The 26,212-nt window shown below is 61.9% G+C and carries 24 protein-coding genes; 10 read left to right on the top strand and 14 right to left on the bottom strand.

All coding sequences use genetic code 11. The features are described 5' to 3' along the window. Window positions 1-9: 9 nt before the first annotated feature. Window positions 10-1,101 carry a ferredoxin reductase gene (locus BUC24_RS00785; protein ID WP_073212194.1) on the bottom strand — a complete coding sequence of 364 codons (1,092 nt, stop codon included), beginning with the start codon at window positions 1,099-1,101 and terminating at the stop codon, window positions 10-12. A 136-nt stretch (window positions 1,102-1,237) separates the two neighbouring features. Here BUC24_RS00785 and fabR point away from each other — a divergent pair, with 136 nt between their 5' ends. Both fabR and BUC24_RS00775 read left to right on the top strand, forming a co-directional pair. Continuing rightward, on the top strand, window positions 1,238-1,891 hold the full coding sequence (fabR, locus tag BUC24_RS00780) for an HTH-type transcriptional repressor FabR (protein WP_073212193.1): 654 nt from the start codon (window positions 1,238-1,240) through the stop codon (window positions 1,889-1,891). Window positions 1,892-2,147: 256 nt separating this feature from the next. Next, the gene (locus tag BUC24_RS00775; protein ID WP_073212192.1) at window positions 2,148-2,480 is read left to right on the top strand and encodes a hypothetical protein; all 333 of its coding nucleotides are present in this window, start codon (window positions 2,148-2,150) and stop codon (window positions 2,478-2,480) included. Between the two features lie 75 nt (window positions 2,481-2,555). On the opposite strand, the gene BUC24_RS00770 is transcribed toward BUC24_RS00775, so the two are convergent. Genes BUC24_RS00770 through BUC24_RS00755 form a run of 4 tightly spaced genes read right to left on the bottom strand, consistent with a single transcriptional unit; the run spans window position 2,556 to window position 6,437 of the window. Continuing rightward, a complete protein-coding gene (locus tag BUC24_RS00770) occupies window positions 2,556-2,876 on the bottom strand; it encodes a putative signal transducing protein (protein WP_083598619.1) in 321 nt (106 codons plus the stop codon). A 47-nt stretch (window positions 2,877-2,923) separates the two neighbouring features. Further along, window positions 2,924-4,075 (bottom strand): CaiB/BaiF CoA transferase family protein, encoded by a 1,152-nt coding sequence (locus tag BUC24_RS00765; RefSeq protein ID WP_073212190.1) that lies wholly within the window; start codon window positions 4,073-4,075, stop codon window positions 2,924-2,926. Between the two features lie 11 nt (window positions 4,076-4,086). After that, window positions 4,087-5,250, bottom strand: coding sequence for an acyl-CoA dehydrogenase family protein (locus BUC24_RS00760; protein ID WP_229447933.1), 1,164 nt, complete (start codon window positions 5,248-5,250; stop codon window positions 4,087-4,089). A gap of 2 nt (window positions 5,251-5,252) precedes the next feature. Continuing rightward, on the bottom strand, window positions 5,253-6,437 hold the full coding sequence (locus BUC24_RS00755) for a lipid-transfer protein (protein WP_073212189.1): 1,185 nt from the start codon (window positions 6,435-6,437) through the stop codon (window positions 5,253-5,255). A 115-nt stretch (window positions 6,438-6,552) separates the two neighbouring features. Here BUC24_RS00755 and BUC24_RS00750 point away from each other — a divergent pair, with 115 nt between their 5' ends. After that, window positions 6,553-7,188, top strand: a complete 636-nt coding sequence (locus BUC24_RS00750; protein ID WP_073212188.1) for a TetR/AcrR family transcriptional regulator — start codon at window positions 6,553-6,555, stop codon at window positions 7,186-7,188. 70 nt (window positions 7,189-7,258) lie between these two features. Here BUC24_RS00750 and BUC24_RS27160 read toward each other — a convergent pair whose 3' ends face one another. Then, window positions 7,259-7,843, bottom strand: coding sequence for a PEP-CTERM sorting domain-containing protein (locus BUC24_RS27160; RefSeq protein WP_073212187.1), 585 nt, complete (start codon window positions 7,841-7,843; stop codon window positions 7,259-7,261). 189 nt (window positions 7,844-8,032) lie between these two features. Here BUC24_RS27160 and ybaL point away from each other — a divergent pair, with 189 nt between their 5' ends. Next, window positions 8,033-9,709, top strand: a complete 1,677-nt coding sequence (gene ybaL, locus BUC24_RS00740; protein WP_073212186.1) for a cation:proton antiporter domain-containing protein — start codon at window positions 8,033-8,035, stop codon at window positions 9,707-9,709. Here ybaL and BUC24_RS00735 read toward each other — a convergent pair whose 3' ends face one another. The 4 genes from BUC24_RS00735 to BUC24_RS00720 all read right to left on the bottom strand — a co-directional run bounded on the left by BUC24_RS00735 (window position 9,710) and on the right by BUC24_RS00720 (window position 15,258). After that, window positions 9,710-11,677: an AAA family ATPase gene (locus BUC24_RS00735; protein ID WP_073212185.1), complete on the bottom strand. Its 1,968-nt coding sequence runs from the start codon at window positions 11,675-11,677 to the stop codon at window positions 9,710-9,712. A gap of 417 nt (window positions 11,678-12,094) precedes the next feature. After that, window positions 12,095-12,967: an N-acyl homoserine lactonase family protein gene (locus BUC24_RS00730; RefSeq protein WP_083598617.1), complete on the bottom strand. Its 873-nt coding sequence runs from the start codon at window positions 12,965-12,967 to the stop codon at window positions 12,095-12,097. Further along, complete coding sequence (gene gstA / locus BUC24_RS00725; RefSeq protein ID WP_073212184.1) at window positions 12,967-13,575, bottom strand: glutathione transferase GstA; 609 nt, start codon at window positions 13,573-13,575, stop codon at window positions 12,967-12,969. Before gstA ends, BUC24_RS00730 begins: the two co-directional genes overlap by 1 nt. A gap of 84 nt (window positions 13,576-13,659) precedes the next feature. Next, window positions 13,660-15,258 (bottom strand): sensor histidine kinase, encoded by a 1,599-nt coding sequence (locus tag BUC24_RS00720; RefSeq protein WP_073212183.1) that lies wholly within the window; start codon window positions 15,256-15,258, stop codon window positions 13,660-13,662. Between the two features lie 140 nt (window positions 15,259-15,398). Here BUC24_RS00720 and BUC24_RS00715 point away from each other — a divergent pair, with 140 nt between their 5' ends. After that, window positions 15,399-15,740 (top strand): hypothetical protein, encoded by a 342-nt coding sequence (locus BUC24_RS00715; RefSeq protein WP_073212182.1) that lies wholly within the window; start codon window positions 15,399-15,401, stop codon window positions 15,738-15,740. Further along, complete coding sequence (locus BUC24_RS00710) at window positions 15,737-16,579, top strand: HDOD domain-containing protein (protein ID WP_073212181.1); 843 nt, start codon at window positions 15,737-15,739, stop codon at window positions 16,577-16,579. The genes BUC24_RS00715 and BUC24_RS00710 overlap by 4 nt, the downstream gene beginning before the upstream one ends. A gap of 81 nt (window positions 16,580-16,660) precedes the next feature. Here the strand turns inward: BUC24_RS00710 and BUC24_RS00705 are convergent, their stop codons facing one another. After that, the gene (locus tag BUC24_RS00705) at window positions 16,661-17,002 is read right to left on the bottom strand and encodes a hypothetical protein (RefSeq protein WP_073212180.1); all 342 of its coding nucleotides are present in this window, start codon (window positions 17,000-17,002) and stop codon (window positions 16,661-16,663) included. A 592-nt stretch (window positions 17,003-17,594) separates the two neighbouring features. Here BUC24_RS00705 and BUC24_RS00700 point away from each other — a divergent pair. Continuing rightward, the gene (locus BUC24_RS00700; RefSeq protein ID WP_073212179.1) at window positions 17,595-18,641 is read left to right on the top strand and encodes a PhoH family protein; all 1,047 of its coding nucleotides are present in this window, start codon (window positions 17,595-17,597) and stop codon (window positions 18,639-18,641) included. Next, complete coding sequence (gene ybeY / locus BUC24_RS00695) at window positions 18,625-19,086, top strand: rRNA maturation RNase YbeY (RefSeq protein ID WP_073212178.1); 462 nt, start codon at window positions 18,625-18,627, stop codon at window positions 19,084-19,086. Before BUC24_RS00700 ends, ybeY begins: the two co-directional genes overlap by 17 nt. Before the next feature lie 5 nt (window positions 19,087-19,091). Here the strand turns inward: ybeY and BUC24_RS00690 are convergent, their stop codons facing one another. After that, window positions 19,092-20,021, bottom strand: coding sequence for an NAD(P)H-binding protein (locus tag BUC24_RS00690; RefSeq protein ID WP_178372456.1), 930 nt, complete (start codon window positions 20,019-20,021; stop codon window positions 19,092-19,094). Window positions 20,022-20,507: 486 nt separating this feature from the next. Between BUC24_RS00690 and BUC24_RS00680 the strand changes: the two genes are divergently transcribed. After that, on the top strand, window positions 20,508-21,401 hold the full coding sequence (locus BUC24_RS00680; protein WP_073212175.1) for a LysR family transcriptional regulator: 894 nt from the start codon (window positions 20,508-20,510) through the stop codon (window positions 21,399-21,401). 105 nt (window positions 21,402-21,506) lie between these two features. Next, window positions 21,507-23,087, top strand: a complete 1,581-nt coding sequence (locus BUC24_RS00675) for an FAD-dependent oxidoreductase (RefSeq protein WP_073212174.1) — start codon at window positions 21,507-21,509, stop codon at window positions 23,085-23,087. A gap of 127 nt (window positions 23,088-23,214) precedes the next feature. On the opposite strand, the gene BUC24_RS00670 is transcribed toward BUC24_RS00675, so the two are convergent. Beyond that, a complete protein-coding gene (locus tag BUC24_RS00670; protein WP_073212173.1) occupies window positions 23,215-25,434 on the bottom strand; it encodes a xanthine dehydrogenase family protein molybdopterin-binding subunit in 2,220 nt (739 codons plus the stop codon). 10 nt (window positions 25,435-25,444) lie between these two features. Next, on the bottom strand, window positions 25,445-25,900 hold the full coding sequence (locus BUC24_RS00665; protein ID WP_073212172.1) for a (2Fe-2S)-binding protein: 456 nt from the start codon (window positions 25,898-25,900) through the stop codon (window positions 25,445-25,447). Window positions 25,901-26,212: the final 312 nt, after the last annotated feature.

Genomic DNA, 26,212 nt, shown 5'->3' with positions numbered 1-26,212 from the left:
AGATTGGTTTTACAGCGCCAGCTCGACGTCGCCGACGGCGGTGCACACGCACACTTGCACCTTGTCGCCCGCTTCGCTGATGATGTCGCCGCTGCGGGTGTCACGCACGCAGCCCTTGATCAAGGTGGTATTGCAGCCGTGGCAGATGCCCATGCGGCAGCCGTGGGCCGGATTGAGCCCGGCGTTTTCCGCCGTCAGCAGCAAGTTGGTGCTGCCATCCGATTGCGCCTGCACGCCGCTGGTGGCAAAGAACACGCGCCCTGCCTTGACGCCCTCAGCCGGCGCCTCGGCCACGCGCGCATGAAAGCGTTCGGTGTGCAGCTGGCGCGACAGGCCTGCCTGGGCCCAGTGGGCTTCGACCGCGTCCAGCATGGTGGCCGGGCCGCAAGCCCACACTTCCCGCTCGCGCCAGTCCGGGCACACGCTTTCCAGCTGCGCGGCGCTGAAGTGCACGCTCGCAGCGCCTTTTAGCGCGCGCGTGTAGTAGCGGTGCAGCTGGTAGTGGCGCTGGCTGGCCTGCAGGGCATTGAGCTCGGCCCCGAAGATGACTTCGTCCGCATGGGGCGCGTAGTGCATGTGCACCGCGTCGGGAATGACTTCGTACTCCAGCACATAGCTGCGCAAAATGCTCATCACCGGCGTAATGCCGCTGCCGCCCGTGATGAACAGTGGATGCACGGGCATCGAATCGGGAATCGTGAACTCGCCCTGAGGCTCACCCAGCGGCAGATAATCACCCACCTTGACGCCGCGCGCGACCTGGTTCGATACGCGCCCGCCTTCGATGGCCTTGACGGTGACGGTGATGCAGCCATCGTCGCGCGCCGGGGCCGAGGAAATGGAATAGGTGCGGGTGTGACGCTGGCCGTTGATTGGCACGCCCAGGCGCACGAACTGGCCGGCGCGATGGGTCCGCCAACCCCGCCCGGGGCGCAGGGTCAGGGTGCGGCAATCGGCGGTTTCCTCGTGCACCGCTTCCACCCGCGCCATGAGCGCGTGGCGGGTCCAGAGCGGATTGACCAGCTCCAGATAATGGGAGTGGCGCAGCGGGTAGGCAAACATGTCGGCCAGGCCGACCAGCGCATTTCGAATCGTAGTCATTAGACAAGTACGGCTGAGTATCAACAGACGACATTGTGTACACGTGTACACCCAAAGTCAAGAAATTGGACGGAATTAGAAGAATGGCTCCGTAAAGTCACTGTAAAATACGGACACACCCGTACACTCAACCACCATGTCCGACGCCGATCCCGAGCTCCTTTCCCGCAGCGAACGCAAAGCGGTCACCCACCGCGCCCTGCTCAATGCCGCCCTCGAGCTGGTGGGCGAAGGCCGCAGCTTCAGCGGGCTGGCGCTGCGCGAAATCGCACGCCGGGCAGGCATGGTCCCGAATGGCTTTTATCGCCACTTCCGCAATACCGATGAGCTGGGCCTGGAACTGGTCGAGGAAATGGGCATCACCCTGCGCCGCCTGCTGCGCGAAGCGCGCCAGGTGAATGTGGCCCATGGCAGCATGGTGCGCCGCTCGGTCAAGGTGTATCAGGACTATGTAAAGGCGAATCGCCTGCAGTTTTTGTTCATCTCGAGTGAACGCTCGGGCGGCAGCCGCGTGCTGCGCCTGGCCATTCGCAACGACGTGACCCACTTCACCAATGAAATGGCGCAGGATTTTCGCACGCTGGGCTTGTATCCGGAACTGCCCACGCCGCGTTTGCAAATGGTGTGCGGCCTGATCGTCATGACCATGCTGGCCGCGGCCACTGACATTCTTGATCTGCCGCCGGGCCAGCCGATGCTGGAAGACGAGATGGCGGAAAACTTTGTGCAGCAACTGAAAATCATCCTGCTCGGCGCCCGGAATTGGCACGAGAGTGAAGACGCGCGGTAAGGCTGGCATCATTTGATGGGCAGACGCAATAAGGTTTGCGCGCAACACAGCAATCTTGAACGCGCCTAGTGCTTACTGGGGAAAACGGAAATTTAGCGACGGAAAATAATGCCTTTTGGAAGCTTGTAAGGGCATGTAACAAAGCGTTCAATGCATGTTCAAATTGGCCGATACTGCGACCTCGCTTCATCCATGTCGTTACAGCAACGGCACAGTATTTCCGGATGATTCTGTCAATCTGAAATGAAGGAATTCCATGACTAAAGCAAACCTCGCACTGGCCACCCTGGCCTCCGCCATCGCCCTGTGCTACGCCCCCCTCGCTTCAGCTCAGCAGTCCAACATGAACACGATTTCTGTCGACGTTAGCGGCGTGGCTTCGGCCGTCGCGAAAAAAATCAACGTTGATGCAAGCAAGATTCCAACCACCGTCCAGGCACCTGTCGAAGTGGCTGCCAGCGCATGCGGCGTTGAGGCTTCCACGCTGACCCAGCAAGGCGGCAGCGGCACCCCAGGCACCTGCCAGGCCAAGACCAGCTCCGCGGCGCTGGAGCAGCTGATTCAAAAACAAGTGCAGGCCGCGAAGTAAGCTGGCCTTGCATGTAAAAACGCCCCGTCGATGCGGGGCGTTTTTCATGGTGGCTGCAGACCGTACGCGAACGGCTTACTCCGGCGTTCCTACATCGGCATCTTCATCGATTTCAAATTCGCCACGTGCAAGCGCTTCAAGCACCGCGCGCGACTGCGCGATGTGTGCTTCAGGCACCAGTACTCGCACGCCACCCATGGCGGGCAAAATCAGTTGATCGGCCTGGGCGTGATTGGCGTCGGCGACGACGGCCGGAATGCCGGCCGCCACCAGGCAGCCCTGCGCCAGATAGGCATTGGTCGGCACCAGATATTTGGCGATCACAAACAGGTCGCGTCCCGGCACCTGCGTAATCTCAAGCGAAGCGAGTAGTCCTTCGGTCAAGGAATTGTCCACGGCGAGTCCTGGGCGGGTTGTTGACAAGGCCATGGTACACCATGCGCCTAGATTATCCCTTGCTGCGCCAGCGCCTCGATTTCGTGCGGCGTCCAGCCCCAGTCGGCCAGCACTTGCGCGGTATGCTGACCCGGCGCAGCCGGTGCAATGCCTGGCTGCGGGACGCTGCGGCTAAAGCGCGGCGCCGGTGCCGGCTGGGTCACCCCATCGATATCGATAAAGGTGGCGCGCGCTGCATTGTGCGGATGCTGTGGCGCTTCGGCCATGTCCAGCACGGGCGCAAAACAGACGTCGGTCCCTTCCAGCAGCGTGCACCAGGCGTCGCGGCTGCGGGTCAGGAACAGCGCCGCCAGCTTGGCGCTCAACGCCGGCCAGTGGCGCGGATCCATCTGCGCGTCGAAGGCAGGATCGTCGATCTGCGCCAGCTTGAGCAGCAGCGCATAGAACTGCGGTTCGATCGCGCCCACCGAGATGAACTTGCCGTCAGCGCAGGCATAGGTATCGTAGAAGTGGGCGCCACCGTCCAGCAGGTTCGCTTCGCGTGCGTCGGTCCAGCTGCCGTAGGCGCGAAACCCGTACATCATGGCGCCCAGCAGTGCACTGCCGTCCGTCATGGCGGCGTCCACCACCTGGCCCAGGCCTGACTTTTTTGCCTCCAGTACCGCGCACACCACGCCAAACGCTAGCATCATGGCGCCGCCGCCAAAGTCGCCCACCAGATTCAGTGGCGGCGCAGGCGGACCGTCGGCCCGTCCCATCGCATGCAGCATGCCGCTCAAGGCGATGTAATTGATATCGTGGCCGGCTGCCTGCGCCAGCGGCCCGTCCTGGCCCCATCCTGTCACCCGGCCGTACACCAGCGCGGGGTTGCGCGCCTGGCACTGCTGCGGCCCCAGACCCAGGCGCTCCATCACGCCAGGACGAAAGCCTTCGATCAGAATGTCAGCCTGTTCGGCCAGCTTGAGGACCACCTCGCGCCCGGCCGCCTGCTTCAGGTCCAGCGCGAGCGAACGGCGCCCGCGCGCCATCACGTCAAATTTAGTGCCCAGCATGGGAAAGGGATTGGGCGCGCCCGCCACTGGCTTCCGGTCAATCCGGATCACCTCCGCGCCCATATCGGCCAGCATCATGGCTGCGAACGGGCACGGGCCCAGGCCTACCATTTCGATCACACGTACACCTGCAAGCGGTCCTGCCATAACGGTTTTCCTTACAGTGAGCGGGCGATGATTTCTTTCATGATTTCGTTGGCACCGCCATAAATGCGCTGCACCCGCGCGTCCACATACATCTGCGCGATCGGGTATTCCAGCATATAGCCGTAGCCGCCAAACAGCTGCACGCACTGGTCGATCACTTTGCACTGCAGATCCGAGATCCAGTACTTGGCCATGGAGGCGCGCACCGTGTCCATATCGCCGGCGATGGTGTCTTCGATGCAGCGGTCGATGAAGATGCGCGCGATGGTCGCCTCGGTCTTGATTTCGGCCAGCACGAAGCGCGTATTCTGCATGTCCATCAGGGTCTGGCCAAATGCCTTGCGCTCGCGCGTGTGCTCGACCGTCAGCTGCAGCGCACGCTCGATCGCTGCCACGCCGGACACACCCAGAATCGTGCGCTCGTACGGCAGTTCGGTCATGAGCTGGGCAAAGCCCTGGCCTTCGACGCCACCGAGCACATTCTCGAACGGCACGTGCGCATTGTCGAAGAACAGCTCGCAGGTATCCTGCCCCTTTTGCCCCACCTTTTCCAGAATGCGGCCAACACGGAAACCCGGATTGTCCTTCGTTTCAAGCAGCAGCAGCGATACACCCTTGGCGCCGGCCTGTGGATCGGTCTTGACCACGACGGCAATCAGGTCAGCCAGATAACCGTTCGAGATGAAAGTCTTGGAGCCGTTGACCTGATAGCCGTCCGGGCCGCGCACGGCGGTGGTGCGGATGCCTTTCAGGTCCGAGCCGGCGCCCGGTTCGGACATGGCGATGGCGGCAATCATGTCGCCGTTGGCCAGGCGCGGCAAATAGGTCTGCTTTTGCGCTTCGGTACCCTGGTTCAGAATGTAGTGGGCGACGATGGCATGCACGTGGATGCCAAAGGCCATGTCGCCAGCGTAGCCAAGTTCTTCGAACACCACCGACTGGTGCGCGAAGGTGCCGCCCGAGCCGCCGTACTGTTCCGGAATATCGGCGCACAGGATGCCCATCTCGCCACCCTTGTGCCACAAGGCGCGGTCGACATGCTGCTGCTTGCGCCAGCGCTCCTGATTGGGCACGATTTCGCTGTCAACAAAGCGGCGCACGGCGTCGCGCAAGTCTTCCAGCTCGGGCGTCATCCAGGACGACGCCTTGCCTGTCACGTTCATCAGCGCGGCCATGTTCAAGCCGCCTGGTACATGGTGACCACGCAGGCGCCGCCCAGGCCCAGGTTGTGCTGCAGCGCCACGCGCGCGCCCGCCACCTGGCGCGCGCCGGCGCTGGCGCGCAGCTGGTGCGTCAATTCATAGCATTGCGCCAGGCCGGTCGCGCCCAGCGGATGGCCCTTCGAGAGCAGGCCGCCCGACGGATTGGTGACTACTTTGCCGCCGTAGGTGTTGTCGCCATCGCTGATGAATTTGTCAGCCCCGCCTTCCGGGCACAGGCCCAGCGCCTCGTAGGTGATCAGTTCATTGTGGGCGAAGCAGTCGTGCAGCTCCACCACGTCAAGCTGGTCGGGACCGATGCCGGCCTGCTCGTAGACCTGGGCTGCGGCAGCGCGGCTCATGTCGTAACCCACCACGCGCATCATGTCGTCCGAATCGAAGGTGCTGTGGCGGTCGGTCGTCATGGCCTGGCCGGCGATGAACACATCGGCCTTCAGGCCATGCTTGTTGGCGAATGCCTCCGATACCAGCACCGCAGCGGCCGCGCCGCAGGTGGGCGGGCATGCCATCAGGCGCGTCATCACGCCAGGCCAGATCATGGGCGCGTCCAGCACGTCCTGGGTGCTCACTTCCTTGCGAAACAGCGCCAGCGGATTGTTCGCCGCGTGGCGGCTGGCCTTGGCGCGAATTTTGGCGAAGGCGTCAAACGGGGTGCCGTATTTTTTCATGTGCGCCAGACCGGCGCCGCCAAAGTAGCGCAGCGCCAGCGGAATTTCAGGCATGCCGACCAGTTTGTCGGTGACGGCATCAAACGGATCGAACGGGCTGGGACGGTCGTTGAACACGGCGCCCAGTGCGCCCGGACTCATTTGCTCGAAGCCCAGCACCAGCACGCAGTCGGCCGCGCCGCTGGCCACCGCCTGGCGCGCCAGGAACAGCGCCGTCGAGCCGGTGGAGCAGTTGTTGTTGACGTTGAAAATCGGGATCCCCGACAGGCCGACCTGGTACAGCGCCTTCTGGCCGCTGGTCGAGTCGCCGTAGACGTAGCCAGCGTAGGCCTGCTCGACGTCGTCGTAGGCGATGCCCGCGTCATCCAGCGCAGCGCGGGCAGCCAGCGCGCCCATGGCATCGTAGGGCGCACTGGCGCCCGGCTTGGCGAACGGGATCATGCCCACGCCGGTGACAAAGACTTTGCGGCTCATCGTCGACTCCTGAAGGATTCTGCAGTGTAAAGTGTCAAAGTAGGTCAAACGACCTAATGGGCCGATTATAGGTCAGTCGTACTATTTTTTAAAGTGCCATGCGATAATCGCGCCCATGCATGCCACCACCGCCGACCCGCTGCGCCACAAAGCCTCGTCCACCACCGAAAAAGGATTGGGACGGGCGCAAGCCATTTTGCACGCTGCCCGCGCCTTGCTGGCGGCGGAGGGCTACGCGGGGTTGTCGATGCGGCGCGTGGCTGCCGACGTGGGCATCAGCCTGTCGAATGTCCAGCACTACTATCAAAGCAAGGACGCTCTGCTGGAGGCGGTACTGCTCTACACCATGGACCTGTTCCAGCACAAAATGGACGCGATTGCCGCTGCGATGCAGGACGCGTCGCCGCTCGAGCGCTTTTTGTCGACCTGCGACATGTTTTTGGACGAGATCACCGACCCGGTCACGCACGCCATTTTCTTCGAACTGTGGGCGCTCGCTTCGCGCAATGACTTCGCCTCGGGTCTGATGGACATGATGCTCGCGCGCGAGCGCAAGACGATTTTCAACATGATCCGCAGCCTGAACCCGACACTGGGCGACGAGGAAACCATGCAGCGCGCCATTCTGATGGTGGCGCAGGTGGAAGGCTTGATGCTGTTCCGCTTGAATAAAAGCGAGCGGCGCGCGCAGTTTCTGGCCGTGCGCGCCTCGATGCGCAAGGCGCTTGAGGTCCTGGCCACCGCACCGTAAGCATGATCGCCGAAATAAAAAAACCGCTGCAAGCAGCGGTTTTTTTCCATCACCGGCCAGGCCGGCAATCTTAGTTCTTGCGGCGGCGGGCCACAGCAAAGCCCATCAGGCCCAGGCCCAGCAGCGCCAGCGAACCTGGTTCCGGCACGGCGGTCGAACCGGCATTGACGCTGACGTTGGCATTGGCGATGGCCCAGCCTTCATCTTCTGCGCCTTGCAGTTCGGTGTAAGCGAAGCTGTAGGTATTGGTGCCGGCGAGCAGGGCGTGTGCAACACTGAACTTGGTCAGGCCGCCGCTGTAGTCGCCTTTCGATACGCTCGACACGATGGTGACCGACGGATCGATGAAGTAATTCACGTTCGCACCGCCACCACCCATATTGAAGGTGCCGGAGTACAGTTTGGTGCCATTGATCCACAGCGTAAAGATGTCAGTGCAGCAGCCCTCGCCATCCAGGCTGACACGGCCAACCAGGTCAAAGGTCAGCACGCCGGCGCCAGCAACTGGCGAGTCGATCAGCTGATCGATCGTACCGCCGTTTTGCAGGCCATCCACGTCTGCCAGGGACATCGTTACAGGGGTTGCGCCAGCCGAAAACACGGTGGCCGCCAGTACTGCGCCAAGCAAAGTCTTGAACAATTTCGAAATCATCATAGGGTAATCTGGTGTTGAAGTTAATCGTATTAACATAAGAAGCAATATTCATGCCAATAGGAAATGTTTATCCGAATCAATGACTTATAAATTGTCCACAACTTGACTGTAAGGAATTTCGACAACTCTCTGGCAACTTTGCCAAGTGCCTTATACTAGGATCACGAACCATCAAGGAGAATCGCGCCCATGCACCACAATCTCAGCCTGATCACAACCATCGCGGCCGCCCTCGGGTTTGGACTGGTGTTCGGCATGATTGCCGTGCGCTTCAAGCTGCCGGCGCTGGTGGGTTACTTGGTGGCCGGCATTCTGATTGGCCCCGCCACCCCCGGCTTCGTGGCCGACGTGGCACTGGCGGGCCAACTGGCGGAAATCGGCGTGATGCTGCTCATGTTCGGGGTTGGCCTGCATTTTTCGCTGGACGACCTGCTCGAGGTGCGCGCCATCGCCCTCCCCGGCGCCGTGCTGCAGATCAGCGTGGCCACCGCGATGGGCATCGGCGTGTCGTATCTGTGGGGCTGGAGCATGGGGGCCGGCCTGGTGTTCGGTCTGGCCCTGTCCGTGGCCAGCACGGTGGTGCTGCTGCGCGCGCTGGAAGACCGCGGCGCCCTCGCTTCCTTGAACGGGCGTATTGCCGTGGGCTGGCTGGTGGTGGAAGACCTGGTCACGGTGCTGATGCTGGTCATGCTGCCGGCGCTGGCCGGCCCCCTGGGCGGCACCGTCAGCGACAGCAGCAATGGCTTCTGGACTTCGCTTGCGCTCACGCTGGGCCAGGTGGCCGCCTTCATCGGCTTCATGCTGCTGGTCGGACGCAAGCTGTTCCCCTGGTTCCTCTGGCGCGTGGCAAAAACCGGCTCGCGCGAGCTGTTCACGCTGGCCGTGATTGCCGCCGCAGTGGGCATCGCCTACGGCTCGTCGGCACTGTTTGGCGTCTCGTTCGCACTGGGTGCCTTCTTCGCCGGCATGGTGCTGCGCGAGTCGCCCCTGAGCCACCGTGCGGCGGAAGAATCGCTGCCGCTGCGCGACGCGTTCTCGGTCCTGTTCTTCGTTTCAGTGGGCATGCTGTTCGATCCTGCCGTGCTCATTGACAGCCCGCTGCGGGTGCTGGTGGTGGTGGCCATTGTCATGTTCGGCAAGTCGCTGGCTGCCTTCCTGCTGGTGCTGGCCCTGCGCTACCCGCTCAATACGGCGCTGACGGTATCGGCCAGCCTGGCCCAGATCGGCGAGTTCTCGTTCATCCTGGCGGCCATGGGCATGTCGCTTGGCCTGCTGCCGGCGCAAGGACAAAGCCTGATCCTGGCCGGGGCGATCATCTCGATTGCCCTCAATCCGCTGCTGTTCAAGGCCGTCGCGCCGCTGCAGGGATGGCTGGCCGAACGCGCCGCCGGCGACCGCTCCACCGATCCGCTGGCCGAACTGCCCATGTCAATGCCGCAGGAGCGCTTGAGCGGCCAGGTGGTGCTGGTCGGTTACGGCCGGGTGGGCCGCATGATTGCCGACGCGCTGAGCGAAAAAGGGATTTACTTCGTGGTGGCGGAACAGAATCGCGAGCTGGTGGACCAACTGCGCCGGCGTGATATTGCGGCGGTGGCTGGCAATGCCGCCGAACCGGCCGTGCTGATTCAGGCCCACATCGCCAATGCAGCGCTGCTGGTGATCGCCACGCCCGACACCTTTCACGTGCGGGCCATGGTGGAAACGGCGCGCATCCTCAATCCATCGATCAAGGTGCTGGTGCGCACCCACAGCGAACAGGATGCCGAGCTGCTGCGCCAGGACAATCTGGGCACCGTGTTCCTGGGCGAGCAGGAACTGGCGCGCAGCATGACGGACCACATCACCGCGGCCTTGCGGCCGCACTGATTACACGGCGATGGCCGTCTCCGTGCACAGCTTCAGGTTGGCGCGGTGCGGCCCGCTGATGTGCGCCATCAGCAAATCGTGGCGCTCTTCCAGCAGCGCGAACACGGCGTCCTTGGACAGCACGTACTGGTCCAGCAAGGTATCCTTGATCGATTCGATCACATCCTTGTAGTCGCGAATCGCGCCCAGGGTGTAGCTGTAGAGCTCATCGGACTTTTCCTCGACCTGGCGGATCGTGCGTTCGCCGCTGCCTTCGTTCTTGAGCTGGGTGTAGTCGATCTTCGAACGCGAATACATCGACAGGCGGTTGACCATCAGGTTGAGCATCTTGGTGGCTTTTTCGATGTCGTTCTGGCTGCCCACCGAAATGCCGCGCGCGCCATAGAACAGTTCTTCCGCCGCCACGCCGCCGTACAGCTGGATCACATCCTGCTCCAGTTCTTCCAGCGTGCGCAGCGACACGTCATCGCCCGACTGCAGCACGTAACCCAGCGCGCCCAGCTTGGACACCGACTCAGTACTGATTTTCAGCAGGTGCGACTTTTCCTTGACCTGGTCCAGCGACCAGCCCTGGCGCAGGTAAGGATCGATCTGCATGAAGAAGTGGCCCAGTTCATGCAACGCCACGCGCTCGCGCTGCTTGTGCTTTTCGGCGGTGGTGGCGCGGTCGGTCAGACCCAGGGTGGCGCGCTCGAAGGCGCGGAACATCAGATCCGTATTGATGATGGCTTTTTCCTGGATCGAAATCATGGAGGCACGTTCGACCACGGTTTCCAGCAGCGCCGGGCTGAGGTTGGCCGTCATTTCCGCGACCTGGCCCAGGTCCAGATTATTCCAGTCCACCAGACCGGCTTTCTTGCGGCCCAGGAAGCTCTTGAGCAGTTCGCCGCGCTCGCTCTTGTTCGGCAGGCGGAAGTTGATCTTGACCGAGAAGCGGCGCAGCATGGCTTCGTCCATCTCCACCGAGGCATCGTCGAAGTTGGAAGCGACCACCCAGATCACGCCCTGGCCCTTGTCACTCTTGACGCCGTCCAGCAGGCCAAGCAGGGTGTTGGCGGTATCGTCTTCCCATTTTTTTTCGCCGCGCCCGCGTGGCATGAACAGGGTCTGTGCTTCATCAAGGAAGATGATGCAGCTGCCGCGTGCGCAGGCCTTGCGGTACAGCGCATTGAGCGCCTTGGAACCGCCGCCCACATAGCCCGATTCCAGGGCCGAGCCGGAGGCTTGAATCAGTGGCACATTCAACTTCTTGGCCAGGTAGCCCACCAGCTTGGTCTTGCCGGTACCGGCAGGCCCGGTCAGCATCACGTTGAACGGCTTGTCAATATTGTGCGACTTGTATTCGCTGCGGTTGCGGATCATGTCTTCCAGGTGCAGCACTTCCTGCTTGATGTCCTCCATGCCGATCAGGTCATCCATGCTGCCTTTGAGCTTGTCGGGCGCGATCACGTTGGCGCTCATGCCCATGCCGGGAATGCCGAACTTGACTGCGTACAGGATCAAGCCAATCAGGAAAATGTCGAGCGCATGGCGCTTGAGGAAGCTGAGCACTTCGGCGGTGGTGGCGTTCTGGCCTTCGTCCAGCAGCACGGCCTTGTGCGAGGCGAGATAATCATCACGGGCGATCGAATACGGAATCGCATTCTTGAGCAGCACTTCGCGCTCCAGGCTCAGATGCGAGGTGCTTGGCACTTTCACCACGTGCAGTTCGGGCGCGCCCTTGAACTTGAACACGTAGCGCGGCGACTCCGACAGCGGCTTGGCCACCAGCAGGTAGTCGAGCTTGTCCTTGCTCGCTGCCAGCGCGGTGATTTTGGAAATGTCCTGCGAGTGCACGACGGGGCTGGCGTCCTGCGGCACGTCCGCCAGATACACGGCCATGCCGATCGTCAGGGCGATCAGCAAAGCGGCGGCAATGCGGACGTAAATGTTCTGGAAAGCGATCTGGAGTTTGGCGAGGTTGGGCATGTCGAGCTTTATGAATAAGTGATAACGGGCGATCTTCAAACTGCAGTGCCTGCCAGGCATGGATGGGGCCTGGCAGAGTCAGCGGCGTTTGACACTTGGCGCATGTCCAGCCCGCTATACGGTCTTGCTCAGCGCGGGCAAGCTGGCCCGCACTTGGTTTATTGCCATCGCTAAAGTGCTTGAAGGCAATAGGAATAAGGAGACTATACCGTCAAAAAAAACCAAGGTACAGCAAGATCTGGTGAAAAAATTTTGCGACGCAACAGCTCTGGACAAGTCGACAAGCACTCTCTTGTCATGCTGCCAAACATTCCCTAATCAAAGCGGCAACTGCGTCGCATTCGTCAACATTTGGTGCGGAAATAATGCTACGCAAGGATCGTTAGACGATCCTTAAACCGTGCTTAAAAAAGCAGGTCAATCGAGGTAGCGCGGTGCATGCGGGATGGTGGCGTTCTGTTCGAGATCGTGGCCGATCCAGAACTGCCCCTTGCCAGCCTTGACGAAGGCGGCAATGGCGCGCATGGCGCGGCGCGATGCCACCTTGTCGAAATTGAATCCTGGCACCCGCCGGCGTTGCCAGTTCTTGCTGAAGTGCGCCAGATCGCCTGATAGAACGACCAGCCCGCTGCGCGGAAAGCGCAAGGCCAGCACCTGGTGGCCGGGCGTGTGCCCGATGGCACGTTTGAGCACCACGCTGGCGTCGCCAAACACATCGAAGTCGCCCGACAGCAGCTGGCGCGGATTGCCAGCGAGCGTGGGATAGTCGCGCGGATCATTGCCGAACCTGGCGGCTTGCGTGCCGAAGGCCGCGTCGTATTCTTCTTTCTGCATCAGCAAGCGTGCCTGGGGAAACAGGCCGACATTGCCGATGTGATCAAAATGCATATGCGACAAGGCCAGGTAGTCAATGCTGGCTGGCGCGTGGCCAATGTCCTGCAGCTGCGTTGCCAGCGGGCGCTGCAGGCGCAAGTGGTAATTCGCTTCGAACGCCTTGCCATTGGGTTCTGCTGCAAGCGCATCGCCCAAACCTGTATCGAACAGCAAACTGCCCTTGGGATGGACGACCAGGTAACAGGACACCGCCAGTGTTTTGTGCTTGCCGACATCGATACCGGGACTGAACTCCGATACATCGGCCACGTCGATCGTGCCGCAGTCGAGCACATACACGCGCAGGCTGGACACGGGGGGCGACTGCGTGGCGGCCAGTGCTGCCGAACCGCACAGCACCACGCACAGGCCGCAGGCGCGCATCAGCAACCACAGGCAGCCATGCAAGCGCTGCATTATTGCAGCAACCCTTCCGCCCGCAGCGCGTCCTGCACTGCAGGCCGCGCGCCAATGCGGGCCTGGAACGCCTGCACATGCGGATAAGGTGTCAGATCGAGCTGGACCGGACCGGCCCAATTGGTGATGACAAACAGGTACACGTCGGCCACGGAGAACTGCTCGCCCATCAGATAGTTGCGCTGACCAAGAATGCCCTCGAGATAGGCGTAGCGTTTATTGATGGCATTGCGCGCGTTGGTCTTCATGTCTTCGCTGGCAGCCGGATTGAACAGGGGACTGAAGCTCTTGTGAATCTCGGTCGAAATAAAATTGAGCCACTCGACCAGTTGATAGCGCGCCATGCTGCCGGCGGCAGGGGCGAGCGCGCTGCCCGGCGCACGGTCCGCCACAAACTGGATGATGGCCGGGCCTTCCGTCAGCAAGACGCCCTCATCTGTTTCCAGTGCGGGCACATAGCCTTTGGGATTGATGGCGCTGTAGTCGGCACCGCTGGCGGTGCGCTTGCTGCGCAAATCGACCTGCTCGAGCGAAAACGCCATGCCGGCCTCGCGCAAAACGATATGCGGGGACAGCGAGCACGCACCGGGGCTGAAGTAGAGTTTCATGGAAATCCTTTGAGTAGAGACGGCGGCGGGGAGGTGAAAGCCTGCCGAGAATACAATAGATTTCCCAGCTACTTTTGGTATCCCTCAAGTGCTCGCGCGAACCTGGCTGCCTGCCGCGGGGTGCAAGGGTTCAGGCTCCGCTTCCATTGGCGTAATGCGCGGAATACGCAGCGTGAAATGGGTGCCCTGCCCCAGCGTGCTGGCCACCGCAATGGTGCCGCCGAACTGTTTGACGATCAAGTTGTACACGATGTTGAGTCCCAGCCCGGTACCGCCCTGGCCGCGCCGCGTGGTGAAGAAGGGATCGAAGATGCGGTCCAGTACATCGGGCGCGATGCCCTTGCCATCATCCTTGACGTGCAGCTCGACCACGTCGCCATCAAGACGGGCACTGATCTGAATTTCGCCCGGCGTGTCCACTTCAAATGCATGCTCGCAGCAATTGAGCGTGAGGTTGGTGATGACCTGGGCAAAGGCCCCCGGATAGCTGTCGAGCACAATTTCGGGAGGGCAGTTGAGTGCCAGCCGGATCGGCGTCTTTTTCAGCTTCGGCTGCAGGCTGGAAACGATTTCCTCGATGTATTCCTTCAAGCCAAAGGGGCGGCGCGCTTCGCTGGTCTGATCGACCGCGATTTGCTTGAAGCTGTGAATCAGATGAGCGGCGCGGTAAGCATTGTTCATGATCAGGCGCGCACTCTCGCTGGCCGTGTCCAGGTAGCGCATGATGTCGGATTTTTTCAGACCGGTGGTGTCGACAGCGGCCTGGATATCGTCAGTGGCCGCTTTCAGCACCGAGGCGCTGGTCAGCGCAATGCCCACCGGCGTATTGATTTCGTGCGCCACACCCGCCACCAGGCTCCCCAGCGATGCCAGGCGTTCTGCCTGCAGCAGCGACTCCTGCGTCTGGCGCAAGTCGGTCAGCGCTTGCGCGGTTTGCTGGGCCGAGCGGCGCGCCGCATCTTCCGCTTCGCGAATGCGCAAGATGGTCGACTTCAGGCGGCGCTGAATCTGGTTAAAGCCGCGAATCACGTCGCCCAGTTCGTCGCGCCGGTTTTCCGGTAATTCCTCGACGTCGTCGGTGCCGCGCGTGGCCAGGTCGAACAAGCCGTCGCGCAATTGCTTGAGGGGCTCGAACACCATGCGCAGGGACAGCGACAGGGCCAGCACCAGGAAAATATCGAGCAGCAGCACTTCGGCCACTTTGCGCATCAGTTCGGAGGCAAGGGCTTCGTCGATCTGGGCACGCGAGAAATTGATGACAACCTTGCCCACGGAAACGGGCTTGATCGAGGCGCTGGCCGAGCCGCCATCCTGGAACACCAGGGTGGCCTCGACCGGCACGCCAGGCGGCTCGGGGGCCTGATCCACTGCCACCAGTTGGCCATTGACCGCACGCATCTTGCCGGCAAACAGACCCACCGAGGTGTCGTAGACGCGGATCGAGACCACTTCGGGCGGCAGCATTTCCGCCTCGACGATGCTGTCGACCTTGGATTTGTCGAGGTCCCACAGCGCCGATGGCAAGCTGATCTGCAAGCGCGTGAGGACGCCCTGGCGCAGGCGCTGGTTGCTGGCCTCCAGGTCCTTGCCGAGCGAATATTGGGTGTAACTGCCCGAAATGGCGAGCACCAGCGTCACAATCACCACGAACAGCAGTTTGAGACGGTTTTGAATGCTGAACATCGGTCCTCCAAGCCTGTGCCCATCCAATGTACGGGAACAGCTGCCGAATGGCAAGAAATCTAACACCAAGTAAAGATGCCGGACGGCGCTACAGGGCCGAGCTGCAATGGTAAGATTATTGGCAGAAGAGGGAGGCACGCATGAGCGCAGCTTACCAGCACCTGGCGCTGTCGGAAGTCAAGCCAGGAATGGTGTTGTCGGACGAACTGCTGGACCAGCAAGGCCAGGTCTTGCTGCCCAAAGGCGCCGTCCTGACCGCCCGCACCATCGCCCTGTTGCCAGGGCATGGGATCGATTCGCTGGCCGTACTGCGGGCCGATGCCCTTGATACGCCCGCTGCGCCACTGGACGCGGCCGCCATCGAAGCACGCCTTGCCCATCTGTTCAGGCGCCACGATCCGTCCCTGGAACACGACTGGGCCACTGCCCTGCTGCGGCGCTACATCACCGACTTTCGGCTGGAACGGGGGAATGGCGCATGAACACGCTCAGCCTCGATGACATCGTCCGCAATCTGCAAGACTTGCCTTCCCTGCCTGCCGTGGTGATGGAGCTGCTTAACGCCATCGACCAGGAAGATGTCGACGTGGCCGTGCTGGCAAAAAAGGTCTCGCACGACCAGGCCCTCACCGCCAAAACCCTGCGCCTGGCAAATTCGTCCCTGTATGGTTTGCAGGTCAAGGTCACCACCATTCAGCAAGCCATCACCTTTTTGGGTTTTCAAACCACACGCAACCTGATCACGGCCGCAGCAGTCACTGGCTACTTTACCCGCGGCCAGTGCCCGGGTTTCGATGACCAGGCCTTCTGGCGCCACTCCATTGCCACCGCGGCCTGCTGCAAAGTCATTGCGCGCCGGGTCAAATTCAACCAGGACTATGCCTTCACGGCCGGTTTGCTGCATGACATTGGACGCCTGGTTCTGATCAGCACCTTCCCCAGCCAGTACCAGCAAGTGATGGCGCAGCTGCATGCCAGCCATGGCTCGGTGCAGGAGGCGGAACAGGCGGTCATGGGGGTGGACCATGTGGCGGCCGGCGTGGCGCTGGCCGAACACTGGAATTTTTCAGATACGATGAAATCGGCAATCGCGTTTCATCACGACCCGGCCGAAGCGGGCGCGGGCATTTTGGCCACCATTGTGCATGTGGCCAACGCGATCGTCCATGCGCTCGATGTGGCGCAAGAAGCGGACGATCTGGTCCCCGCAGTCTCGACGGTCGCATGGACCGCGCTGGGACTGAACGAAGAAGCCTGGCTGCACGTGTTCCGCGAAACCGAACTCCAGTTCGAGGAAATCACGCAGATACTGCTGGGTTGAGTCGCCCCTGCCAGAACACAGGGGCAAGTTCAGTGTCCCATGGTTCGGGGCATGAACAGCAGCGCCGTCATGCCCGTTCCATCAATGCGCATAGTTGCCAGTGGTCGAAGCAGCGTCTGGTGCTGCCTTTTCTTCGGTTGGCTTTGGACGGCCCTGGGCGTCCGACAGACGGTACTTGGTGCGGCGATCGCCCATCAGGTCGCGCAGATCGCGAATGCTCATGCCAGTAACTTCGTGCATGCGGATCAGGAGCGAGGCGCCGACCGGCAAGCGGTGATGGCGGATCTTGCTGATGACCGGTGGCGCGACTTCAAGCATGCGCGACAGAGCCGCGTCATTCTTCAGCTGCATTTTGCCCAACAGAATGTCGAGCAGGTGGTTGGGATTGTAGCTTTCTTGTGATGCCAGAGCATGGTGTGCCATGATGAATTCCTCGTGATGAGTTGGTTGAAATAGTGCCGTTTACGAACTTTGTTAAAGACTATGTTTCGTCTAAAGAAGTTCCCGCAACATCGCCCCTTTCGGCAAGATTTAACAGAATGAATCTGAAAGCCCGCTTAAGGTGCGCGTCCGGCTCGTATGCGCTCCGCGCCACTCGCCCCCAACGCACGCTTGTCCAAACAAATGGTCAGACTCATATGCCTTAAGTACAACTTACTCGCACATACGCGTCATTGTTTGAAATCAAGCTAACTGTCGGAAAGCTTGTCACATAGTCATTTCAACACATGGAGCTGATTTGTGGCGCACGCAAGAGTTTTTTTTATTTAATTTTGTGCATTTGTATCTATGAAAACTCGGAGATTTTCAGCGGGAAATAGAAAATGTTTAATTAAAACATTGTTAATAAGTTTAATCCAGGAATGATAGTAAAAATGCACTATCGGATTTGATTTTTCCATAGCGATATATTTCCAAGAAGTATTTACGTGACATGGCACACCGTTTCGACCCATTATCGGATTTACGTTAAACTGGCGACCCGCCCGTTGCCTTGATACGATCGCCCACACAGTTGAAAACAAAAACGCCCATTCAGCCCGAATACTTCGTTCCGGAACCTCTCGACAACACGCGTCTCGCGCATTTGTGCGGTCCGCTGGACGAAAACCTGCGCCAGATCTCCGCCGCACTCGACGTGACCATTTTCCGGCGCGGTGAAAAGTTCATTGTCAGCGGCAGCAATGCCGCGCGCGCGGTCGAGATTCTCGAGCGTTTCTACGCCGTGGCCAATAAGGTGGTGCCAATCGAGGAAGTCCAGCTGGCCCTGGTCGAACAGCGCACCGGTCTGCACACGCACACCGGCGCCGACCATACGCCCGTTGAAGCCTTGCCAGAAATTGAAATCAACAGCCCGGTGCTCAAGACACGCCGCAGCGACCTGCGCGGGCGCACCCCGCACCAGATCCAGTATTTGCGCGCCATCCTGGAACACGACATCGCATTTGGCGTGGGCCCGGCCGGTACCGGCAAAACCTATCTGGCCGTGGCCTGCGCGGTCGATGCGCTCGAGCGCGACGCCGTCAAACGCATCATCCTGACCCGTCCCGCCGTGGAAGCGGGCGAGCGCCTGGGCTTCTTGCCAGGCGACCTGGCGCAAAAGGTGGACCCGTATCTGCGCCCCCTGTACGACGCGCTATACGATCTGCTGGGCTTTGACCGCACACAAAAAATGTTCGAAAAACAGGTGATCGAGATCGCACCGCTGGCCTACATGCGCGGCCGCACGCTCAATCACGCCTTCGTGATTCTGGACGAGGCGCAGAACACCACGGTCGAACAGATGAAGATGTTCCTGACCCGGATCGGCTTTGGCAGCAAGGCCGTGGTGACGGGCGACGTGACCCAGGTCGATTTGCACAAGACGCAAAAGAGCGGCTTGATCGACGCCATCCATGTACTCAAGGATGTACGCGGCATCGCCTTTACCCAGTTCTCCAGTGTCGACGTAGTGCGCCATCCGCTGGTCGCCCGCATTGTCGACGCCTATGAAACCGCCGCTTCGGTCGAAGATCTCGCCGCGCTGCCCAAACCTGCCTCAAAAAATGTCCGCAAAAAATAAGCTGTCGCTCTCGGTCCAGTATCCGGACGCCCGTCTGCAGGAATCGATCACGCGCCAGAAAGTGCGGCGCTGGGTGCAGGCCGCCTTACTCGGTCCGGCCGAGCTGACGATCCGCTTTGTCGACGCAGCAGAAGGACAAGTGCTGAACCGCGACTACCGCGCCAAGGATTACGCGACCAACGTGCTGACCTTTGCCTACAACGACGGCGAAGAAATCGCCGACGATGAACCGACCCGTGCCGACATCATTCTGTGCACCGACGTACTCGAGAAGGAAGCGGCGGAGCAAAAGAAAACGGTGGAAGAGCACAGCGCGCACCTGATCGTTCACGGCGTTCTGCACGCCCAGGGTTACGATCACGAAGACGACGAGGAAGCGACCGAGATGGAACAGCTTGAGCGTGACATCCTGAGCGCGCTCGGTTATCCCGACCCTTACCTGTAGGCGCTTCATGGCGCCCTCGCCTTCAGGCCGCCCAGTGCCTGTCGGACGGCCGCCGGCAGTGGCGTGTGCGTTTCGCTGCCAAGCAGGCGCACCAGTTTGGCGTTATCGAGTGCGAATGGTTCGCGCCAAAGGTAGCGCATCTCCAGCATCTCGCGCACGGTCGTGACGAAGGGCGCGGCGAGCCACAGCAGGGGCCATGGCAGCTGCTTTACCTTCATTGCCGGTTGGGCGGATGCACGCACGATCGCATTGACCATTTGCGTGCCGTCGTGGTCCCAGTGGCCGCGGAAGTGGAAGCTCTCGAAGGTCGCCAGTCTGTCTTCCTGTTCGACCAGGCGCACCATGGTGTCGGCGAGGTCCGGCAGATAGGCCCAGGCATGGCCCACGCCGCGCGCGCCGGGGTAGGTGACCACCGATTCTCCCGGCTTGATCAAGCCTTGCGAAAACCAGTTATTGCCAAGCCGAGGACCGAAGAAGTCGCCCGCTCGCACAATCAGCGCGCGCACGCCGGACGCCTTTAAACGGCGCTCCATTTCGACCCGGATGGCGCCTTTGCGGGTCGACGGCTGCTGCGGTGTCGACTCGGACAATTGCGGCGTGGTGCCGCTGCCGTAGTTGTAGATGGTCCCGGGCAGCAGCACGCGGGCGCCGCTGGCGCGGGCCGCGGCGATGGTGTTGTCGATCATGGGCAGCACCAGCTTGCCCCAGTTGCGGTAGCCGGGCGGGTTGACCGCATGGACAATCAACGACGTGCCGTGCGCGGCGTTGATGACGTCGGCAGCGATCATGGCGTCGCCCTGGATCCATTCGATGCCTTCAATCGCGTTGCCCGGCTTGCGTGCCAGTGCCCGTACTGTCCACCCGCCCGCCAGCAGGCGCCGCGCCACTTCGCCACCCACGCCACCCGTTGCGCCAAGTACCAATGCTGTTTTCATACTGATCTCCTTGTTTGGTTGATGGGATCAGTGTGCGCGGTTCCGGAGCCATACGGAAGCGCATAACTATTAGTGATACTATTCATTTTTGCATACCACCACGGAGCTTAACTTCGGGGACGATGCAATGAATGCGCAAGGCCGGCGAAACCACCACATCGCCCTCGCGCAGGCGGGGGCCTATAGCACATTGAACAACTTCGGGGACGTGGAATGGGGCTGGCGCATGCGCCAGCACCTTCGCGAGGACGATATATCACTACGCAAGAGACCGCGAAACCACCACATCGCCCTCGCGCAGGCGGGGGGCCATAGCACATTGAACAAATTCGGGGACGTGGAATCGGTCCCCGCCTTCGCGAGGACGATGTATCACTACGCAAGAGACCGCGAAACCACCACACCGCCCTCGCGCAGGCGGGGGCCTATAGCACGCCAATCAACTTCGGGGACGTGGAATCGTCCCCGCCTTCGCGAGGACGATGTATGACTACGCAAGAACCCGGCTGGGATCTGTACCGCTCCTTCCTGGCCGTCCTCGACGCCGGGTCCCTGTCCGCTGCCGCCCGTGAACTCGGCCTGGCCCAGCCCACCCTCGGCCGCCACATTGACGCGCTCGAGTCAAGCATCGGCTACGCCCTGTTCGTGCGCTCCCAGCTGGGTTACCTCCCCACCGAACAGGCGCTGCTCCTGAAGCCCTACGCCCAGTCGCTGGCCGCCACCGCTGCCGCCCTGCTGCGCGCCGCTTCCGGCGACAGTGACCGGCCACGCGGTACCGTACGCGTCACGGCCAGCGAAGCAGTCGGCTGCGAAGTGCTGCCCCCAATCCTGGCCCAGCTGCACGAGCACTACCCCGAACTGCAAATCGAACTGGCACTGAGCAACCGCCCCCAAGATCTGCTGCGGCGCGAAGCCGACATCGCCGTCCGCATGGTCCGCCCGGCGCAGGACGCGCTGGTGGCGCGCCGGGTCGGCCCAATCGAGCTGGGCCTGTTCGCGCACCGCAGCTATCTGGCGCGGCGCGGCACCCCGGCCACGCTGGCCGAACTGCAGCAGCATTCGCTGATCGGCTTCGATCACGAAAATGCCTTCATCCGCAGCGTCAAGCACCACCTTGGTGACCTGACCCGCTCCATGTTCGCGCTGCGCTCGGACAGCGACCTGGCCCAGCTGGCCGCCATTCGCGCCGGCTTCGGCATCGGCATTTGCCAGGCCGGCATCGCCCGCCGCACGCCCGAACTGGTGCGCGTGCTGCCAGAGGCGCTGTCCATCGAGCTCGATACCTGGCTGGCCATGCACGAGGACTTGCGCAATAGTAAAAGATGCTCAGTAGTATTTTCCGCACTTGCTGACGGCCTCGCGTCCTACATCAACAGGTAATTCCTTCCGGCACGATTTGTGCGCCGCCGCACAGTAAGAGCGCGGCCCCTCCTGTCTACTTGATGCTTCACTAATCAAGAAAGAACAAGACAGGAGGAACCTGCCATGAATAAAAGTCCTAATGGCACTACATCGGTGTGGCTCGCCACTGCCACCGTGCCCGAATATCCGCCGCTCCCCGGCGACGACCAGGCCGACGTTTGCGTCATCGGCGCCGGCATCGCCGGCCTGAGCACTGCCTACATGCTGCTACGCGCCGGCAAATCGGTGATCGTGATCGACGCGGCCGGCATTGGTGCTGGCGAAACCGGTCGCACCACCGCCCACTTCTTCCCGCCCGACGAGCGCTATTTCGAAATCGAGCGCGGCTTCGGCAGCGAAAAAGCAGCGCTGGTGGCCAACACCTATCGCCAGGCCACCGACTGCGTTGAAGCCATCATCCGGCGCGAGCGGATCGACTGCGAATTCGAGCGCCTGGACGGCTATCTGTTCAGCCCTGAACATCGCTGGGACGAAACGCTCGAGCGCGAATACGCCGTTACCACCCGTCTGGGCCTGGACGTGCGCCGTCTCGAACGCGTGCCCGGTCTGTCGTTTGACACTGGCCCCTGCCTGCGCTTCGCCCGCCAGGCCCAGTTCCATCCGCTGCGCTACCTGGCAGGGCTGGCCGACGCCATCACCCGCATGGGCGGCCGCATTCACGGCAATATGCGCGCTGTCTCGATCGATGGCGACAGCAGCAATGCCCATGTGCGCACCGAAGCGGGCAGCATCCACGCAGGTGCAGTGGTGGTGGCGACCAACACGCCCTTCAACGACCGTCTGGTCATGCACACCAAGCAGGCTGGTTACCGCACCTACGTGGTGGCCACGCGCGTGCCGAAAGATGCGTTGCCGCGCATGCTGATGTGGGACACGGGCGACCCGTACTACTACGTGCGTCTGGCCTCGGCGCCTGCGGGCGCCAATTACGAGTTGCTGATCGTGGGCGGCCAGGATCACAAGACCGGTCAGGATGACCACCCAGAGCACCGCTACGACAAGATCGAAGCGTGGGTGCGCAAGCGCTTCCCGCTGGCCGGTGAAGTGGATTACCGCTGGTCGGGCGAAGTGATGGAGCCGTCCGACGGAGTGGCCTACCTGGGCCGCAATCCGCTCGATCACGACAATGTGTACATCATCACTGGCGACTCGGGCAATGGCATGACGCATTGCACGGCCGGAGCGATTCTGATCAGCGACCTGATTCTGGGGCGGGCCAACGACTGGTCGTCGCTGTATTCGCCAGCACGCAAGGCCTTCCACGGCATTGGGGACTTCATTACCGAGCAGGCCAACACGCTGGCCCAGTACACCGACTGGCTGCGCGGCGGCGATGTGGAATCGGTCGATGAAATCGCTGCCGGTGAAGGCGCGGTGGTGCGCGATGGCGGGAGACTGCTGGCGGTGTACCGCAGCGAAGATGGTGGGCTGCAGGCGGTGTCGGCGGCTTGTACGCACCTGGGTTGCGCGGTGCACTGGAATTCCGGGGAAAAGTCGTGGGACTGCCCTTGCCATGGTTCGCGCTTTGCAGCTGATGGCGAAGTGCTGCATGGGCCGGCACGCAGGCCGCTGGCCGCGGCCACGCTCAGTGAGCCGCCGGATGAACACAAGGGGCCCGCGCAGCAGGATGAAGCGCATCCATAACCACCACATCGCCCTCGCGAAGGCGGGGGCCTATCCCATGTAACCGAATTCGGATACGTGGAATAGGCCCCCCGCCTTCGCGAGGGCGATGTGGTGGTTCGTTCTACACCTGCATCAAAGCGGCGTGCTAAGCCTTTAGCACCCCCGCACTGGCCGCAAGTGGCAGCTTGCGAATCCGCTTGCCCGTGGCCGCAGCCACCGCATTGGCCACAGCCGGTGCGATGGCAGCCGTCCCCGGCTCGCCAATTCCGCCCGGATCGTCATGGCTGGCCACGATATGCACCTCGACATGCGGCGCCTCGTTCATGCGCATGACCCGGTAATCGCCAAAGTTGGACTGCACCACCCGCCCCTTCTCCAGCGTGATCTCGCTCCACAATGCCGCACCCAGTCCGAACACCACACCGCCTTCAATCTGCGCCACCACCGTATCGGGATTGACCACCTGACCGCAATCGAGCGCACACACCACGCGGTGCACCTTGATATCGCCATCGGCCCCCACCGACACCTCCGCCACCTGCGCCATATACGTCCCAAAGGCAAATTGCGCCGACACCCCGCGTCCCACGCGCCGCCCCGCCACCGGCTTGAGTTTGCTGGTCCAACCCGATTTTTCGGCCACCAGATTGAGCACGCCCAGCATGCGCGGCGACTTGTCCAGCAGCGCCCGGCGATACGCCACCGGATCCTGCCCGGCCGCCAGCGCCAGCTCGTCCATGAAACTCTCTACCACGAACACATTGTGGGTCGGCCCCACACCGCGCCAGAAGGCCGTGGCCAGCGAGGGCTCGTGGCGCACATACTCGACCCGCATGTCGCCAATGGTGTACTGCAGATCGCGCGCGCCTTCCACCGCATCGGGATCGACGCCATCCTTCACCGCATCCGGCGCAAAGCGCGCCATGATCGAGGAACCCGTCACCTTGTGGAACCAGGCGGCCGGCCTGCCATCCTTGCCCAGGCGGGCCGACAGATGGTCGATATAGTAGGGACGGTACATATCGTGCTGGATGTCTTCCTCACGGGTCCAGATGAATTTAACGGGCGCCTTCATCAGCTTGGCGAAGGAGACCGCCTGCACCACGTTGTCCACTTCCAGCCGCCGGCCGAAGCCGCCACCGATGTAAAAATTGTGCACGCGGACCTTCTCCGGCGGCAGGCCAGTCAGCTTGGCAGCGGCGCCCTGGGCAAAGGTCGGCACCTGGGTGCCCACGTACAGGTCGCATCCATCGGCGCGCAGGTCGACGGTGCAATTCATCGGCTCCATGGTGGCATGCGCCAGGAACGGCACTTCGTACACTGCCTCGATCTTGCGCCCGCCTTCCTGCATGGCCAGGGCCTTGACCGCGTCGCCCTTGTTCTCGCCGGTGGCGCCGGCCTTCTTCGCAGCCTCGTTCATGGTGGTGCGAATGGCGTCAATGGTGACATTGGCATTCGGGCCGTCGTCCCACGTGGGCGCCAGCGCGGCCAGACCCTGCTTGGCCGCCCACATATGGTCGCCCACCACGGCCACGGCGTTATCGAGCTTGAGGACTTGCCGCACGCCCTTGACGGCCATGGCAGCTTGATCGTTGGTGCCTTTCAGCTTGCCACCTGGGACCGGGGAGGCAGCCACCGTGGCCACCAGCATGCCTGGCAGTTTCGCGTCAATGCCAAACTGCGCCGTGCCATTAATCTTGGCGACCGAGTCCAGCCGCTTGAGCGGGGTGCCGATGAGCGTGAATTCTTCCGGCTTTTTCAGGCGGATGACGGCTGGCGGATCGAGCTTGGCTGCGGCATCGACTAGTTCCCCGTAATGCAGCGAACGGCCCGACGCCGCATGCACAACGGCGCCGTTCTTGGCGCTGCAAGTGGCCGCGTCAACCTGCCAGGTTTGCGCAGCTGCCTGCACCAGCACCGCGCGTGCGGTGGCGCCGGCTTCGCGCAGTGGTTTCCAGGCGCCGCGCACGGAGGTGGAGCCGCCCGTGACCTGCCCGCCCAGCAGCGGGTCGCTGTACAGGCTGTTGTTGGCAGGTGCGTGTTCCAGCTTGACCTTGGCCAGGTCCACTTCCAGCTCCTCGGCCAGCAGCATCGGCATGGACGTGAACACGCCCTGCCCCATTTCGGCCTTGTGCACGATCAGCGTGACAATGCCATCGCGTCCGATTTTAATGAAGGCGTTTTGCGCCAGTCCTGGCGCGCGCTTCGATTCCTTGGTGGCGGCAGTGCCCACCGCTTGTTCCGATGGCGGCTCGGCGCGTTCGTCGCTGCGCTTGCAGCCAGTCAGGTTGAAGGAAATGAGCAAGCCGCCGCCGGCAGCGGCGCCCACCTGCAGGAAGCGGCGGCGTGACATGGATGGTTTCATGGCCGGCTCCTTATTTGGTGGTCGCAGCGATTTTGATGGCGGCGCGGATGCGGCCATAGGTGCCGCAGCGGCAGATGTTGCCCGACATGCCGGCGTCAATCTCGGCGTCGGTCGGCGCCGGCTTGGCGCGCAGCAGCGCCGTGGCGGCCATCACCTGGCCTGACTGGCAGTAGCCGCACTGCACCACGTCGATCTTGCGCCAGGCTTCCTGCACGCGTGCGCCGACCGGGTCGTCGCCTATGGCTTCGATGGTGACGATCTGTTTGCCCGCCAGCGAGCCGACCGGCGTAACGCAGGAGCGCACGGCCTGGCCGTCCACGTGCACGGTGCAGGCGCCGCACAGCGACACCCCGCAGCCGAATTTGGTGCCGGTCAGGCCGGCCACGTCACGCAAGGCCCACAGCAGGGGCATGTCGTCAGTGACGTCGAGATTGAGGGTCTTGCCGTTAATTTGTAGCGCGGGCATGGGTGGCTCCAGTAAGTTACATCGCCCTCGCGAAGGCGGGGGCCTATAGCACTTAGCCGAATTCGGCAGCGTGGAACAGGTCCCCGCCTTCGCGAGGACGACGGCGGTGGTGCAAATATAAGACTGACTTACATCGCCCTCGCGAAGGCGGGGGCCTATAGCACTTAGCCGAATTCGGCAGCGTGGCATAGGTCCCCGCCGTCGCGAGGACGACGGCGGTGGTACAAAAATAAGACTGAGTTACATCGCCCTCGCGCAGGCGGGGGCCTATAGCACTTAGCCGGATTCGGCGGCGTGGAACAGGTCCCCGCC

Source organism: Massilia sp. CF038, from assembly GCF_900129765.1.
In the GTDB taxonomy this organism is placed as follows: Bacteria; Pseudomonadota; Gammaproteobacteria; order Burkholderiales; family Burkholderiaceae_D; genus Telluria_A.
This window is presented reverse-complemented; position numbering and strand designations above follow the sequence as displayed.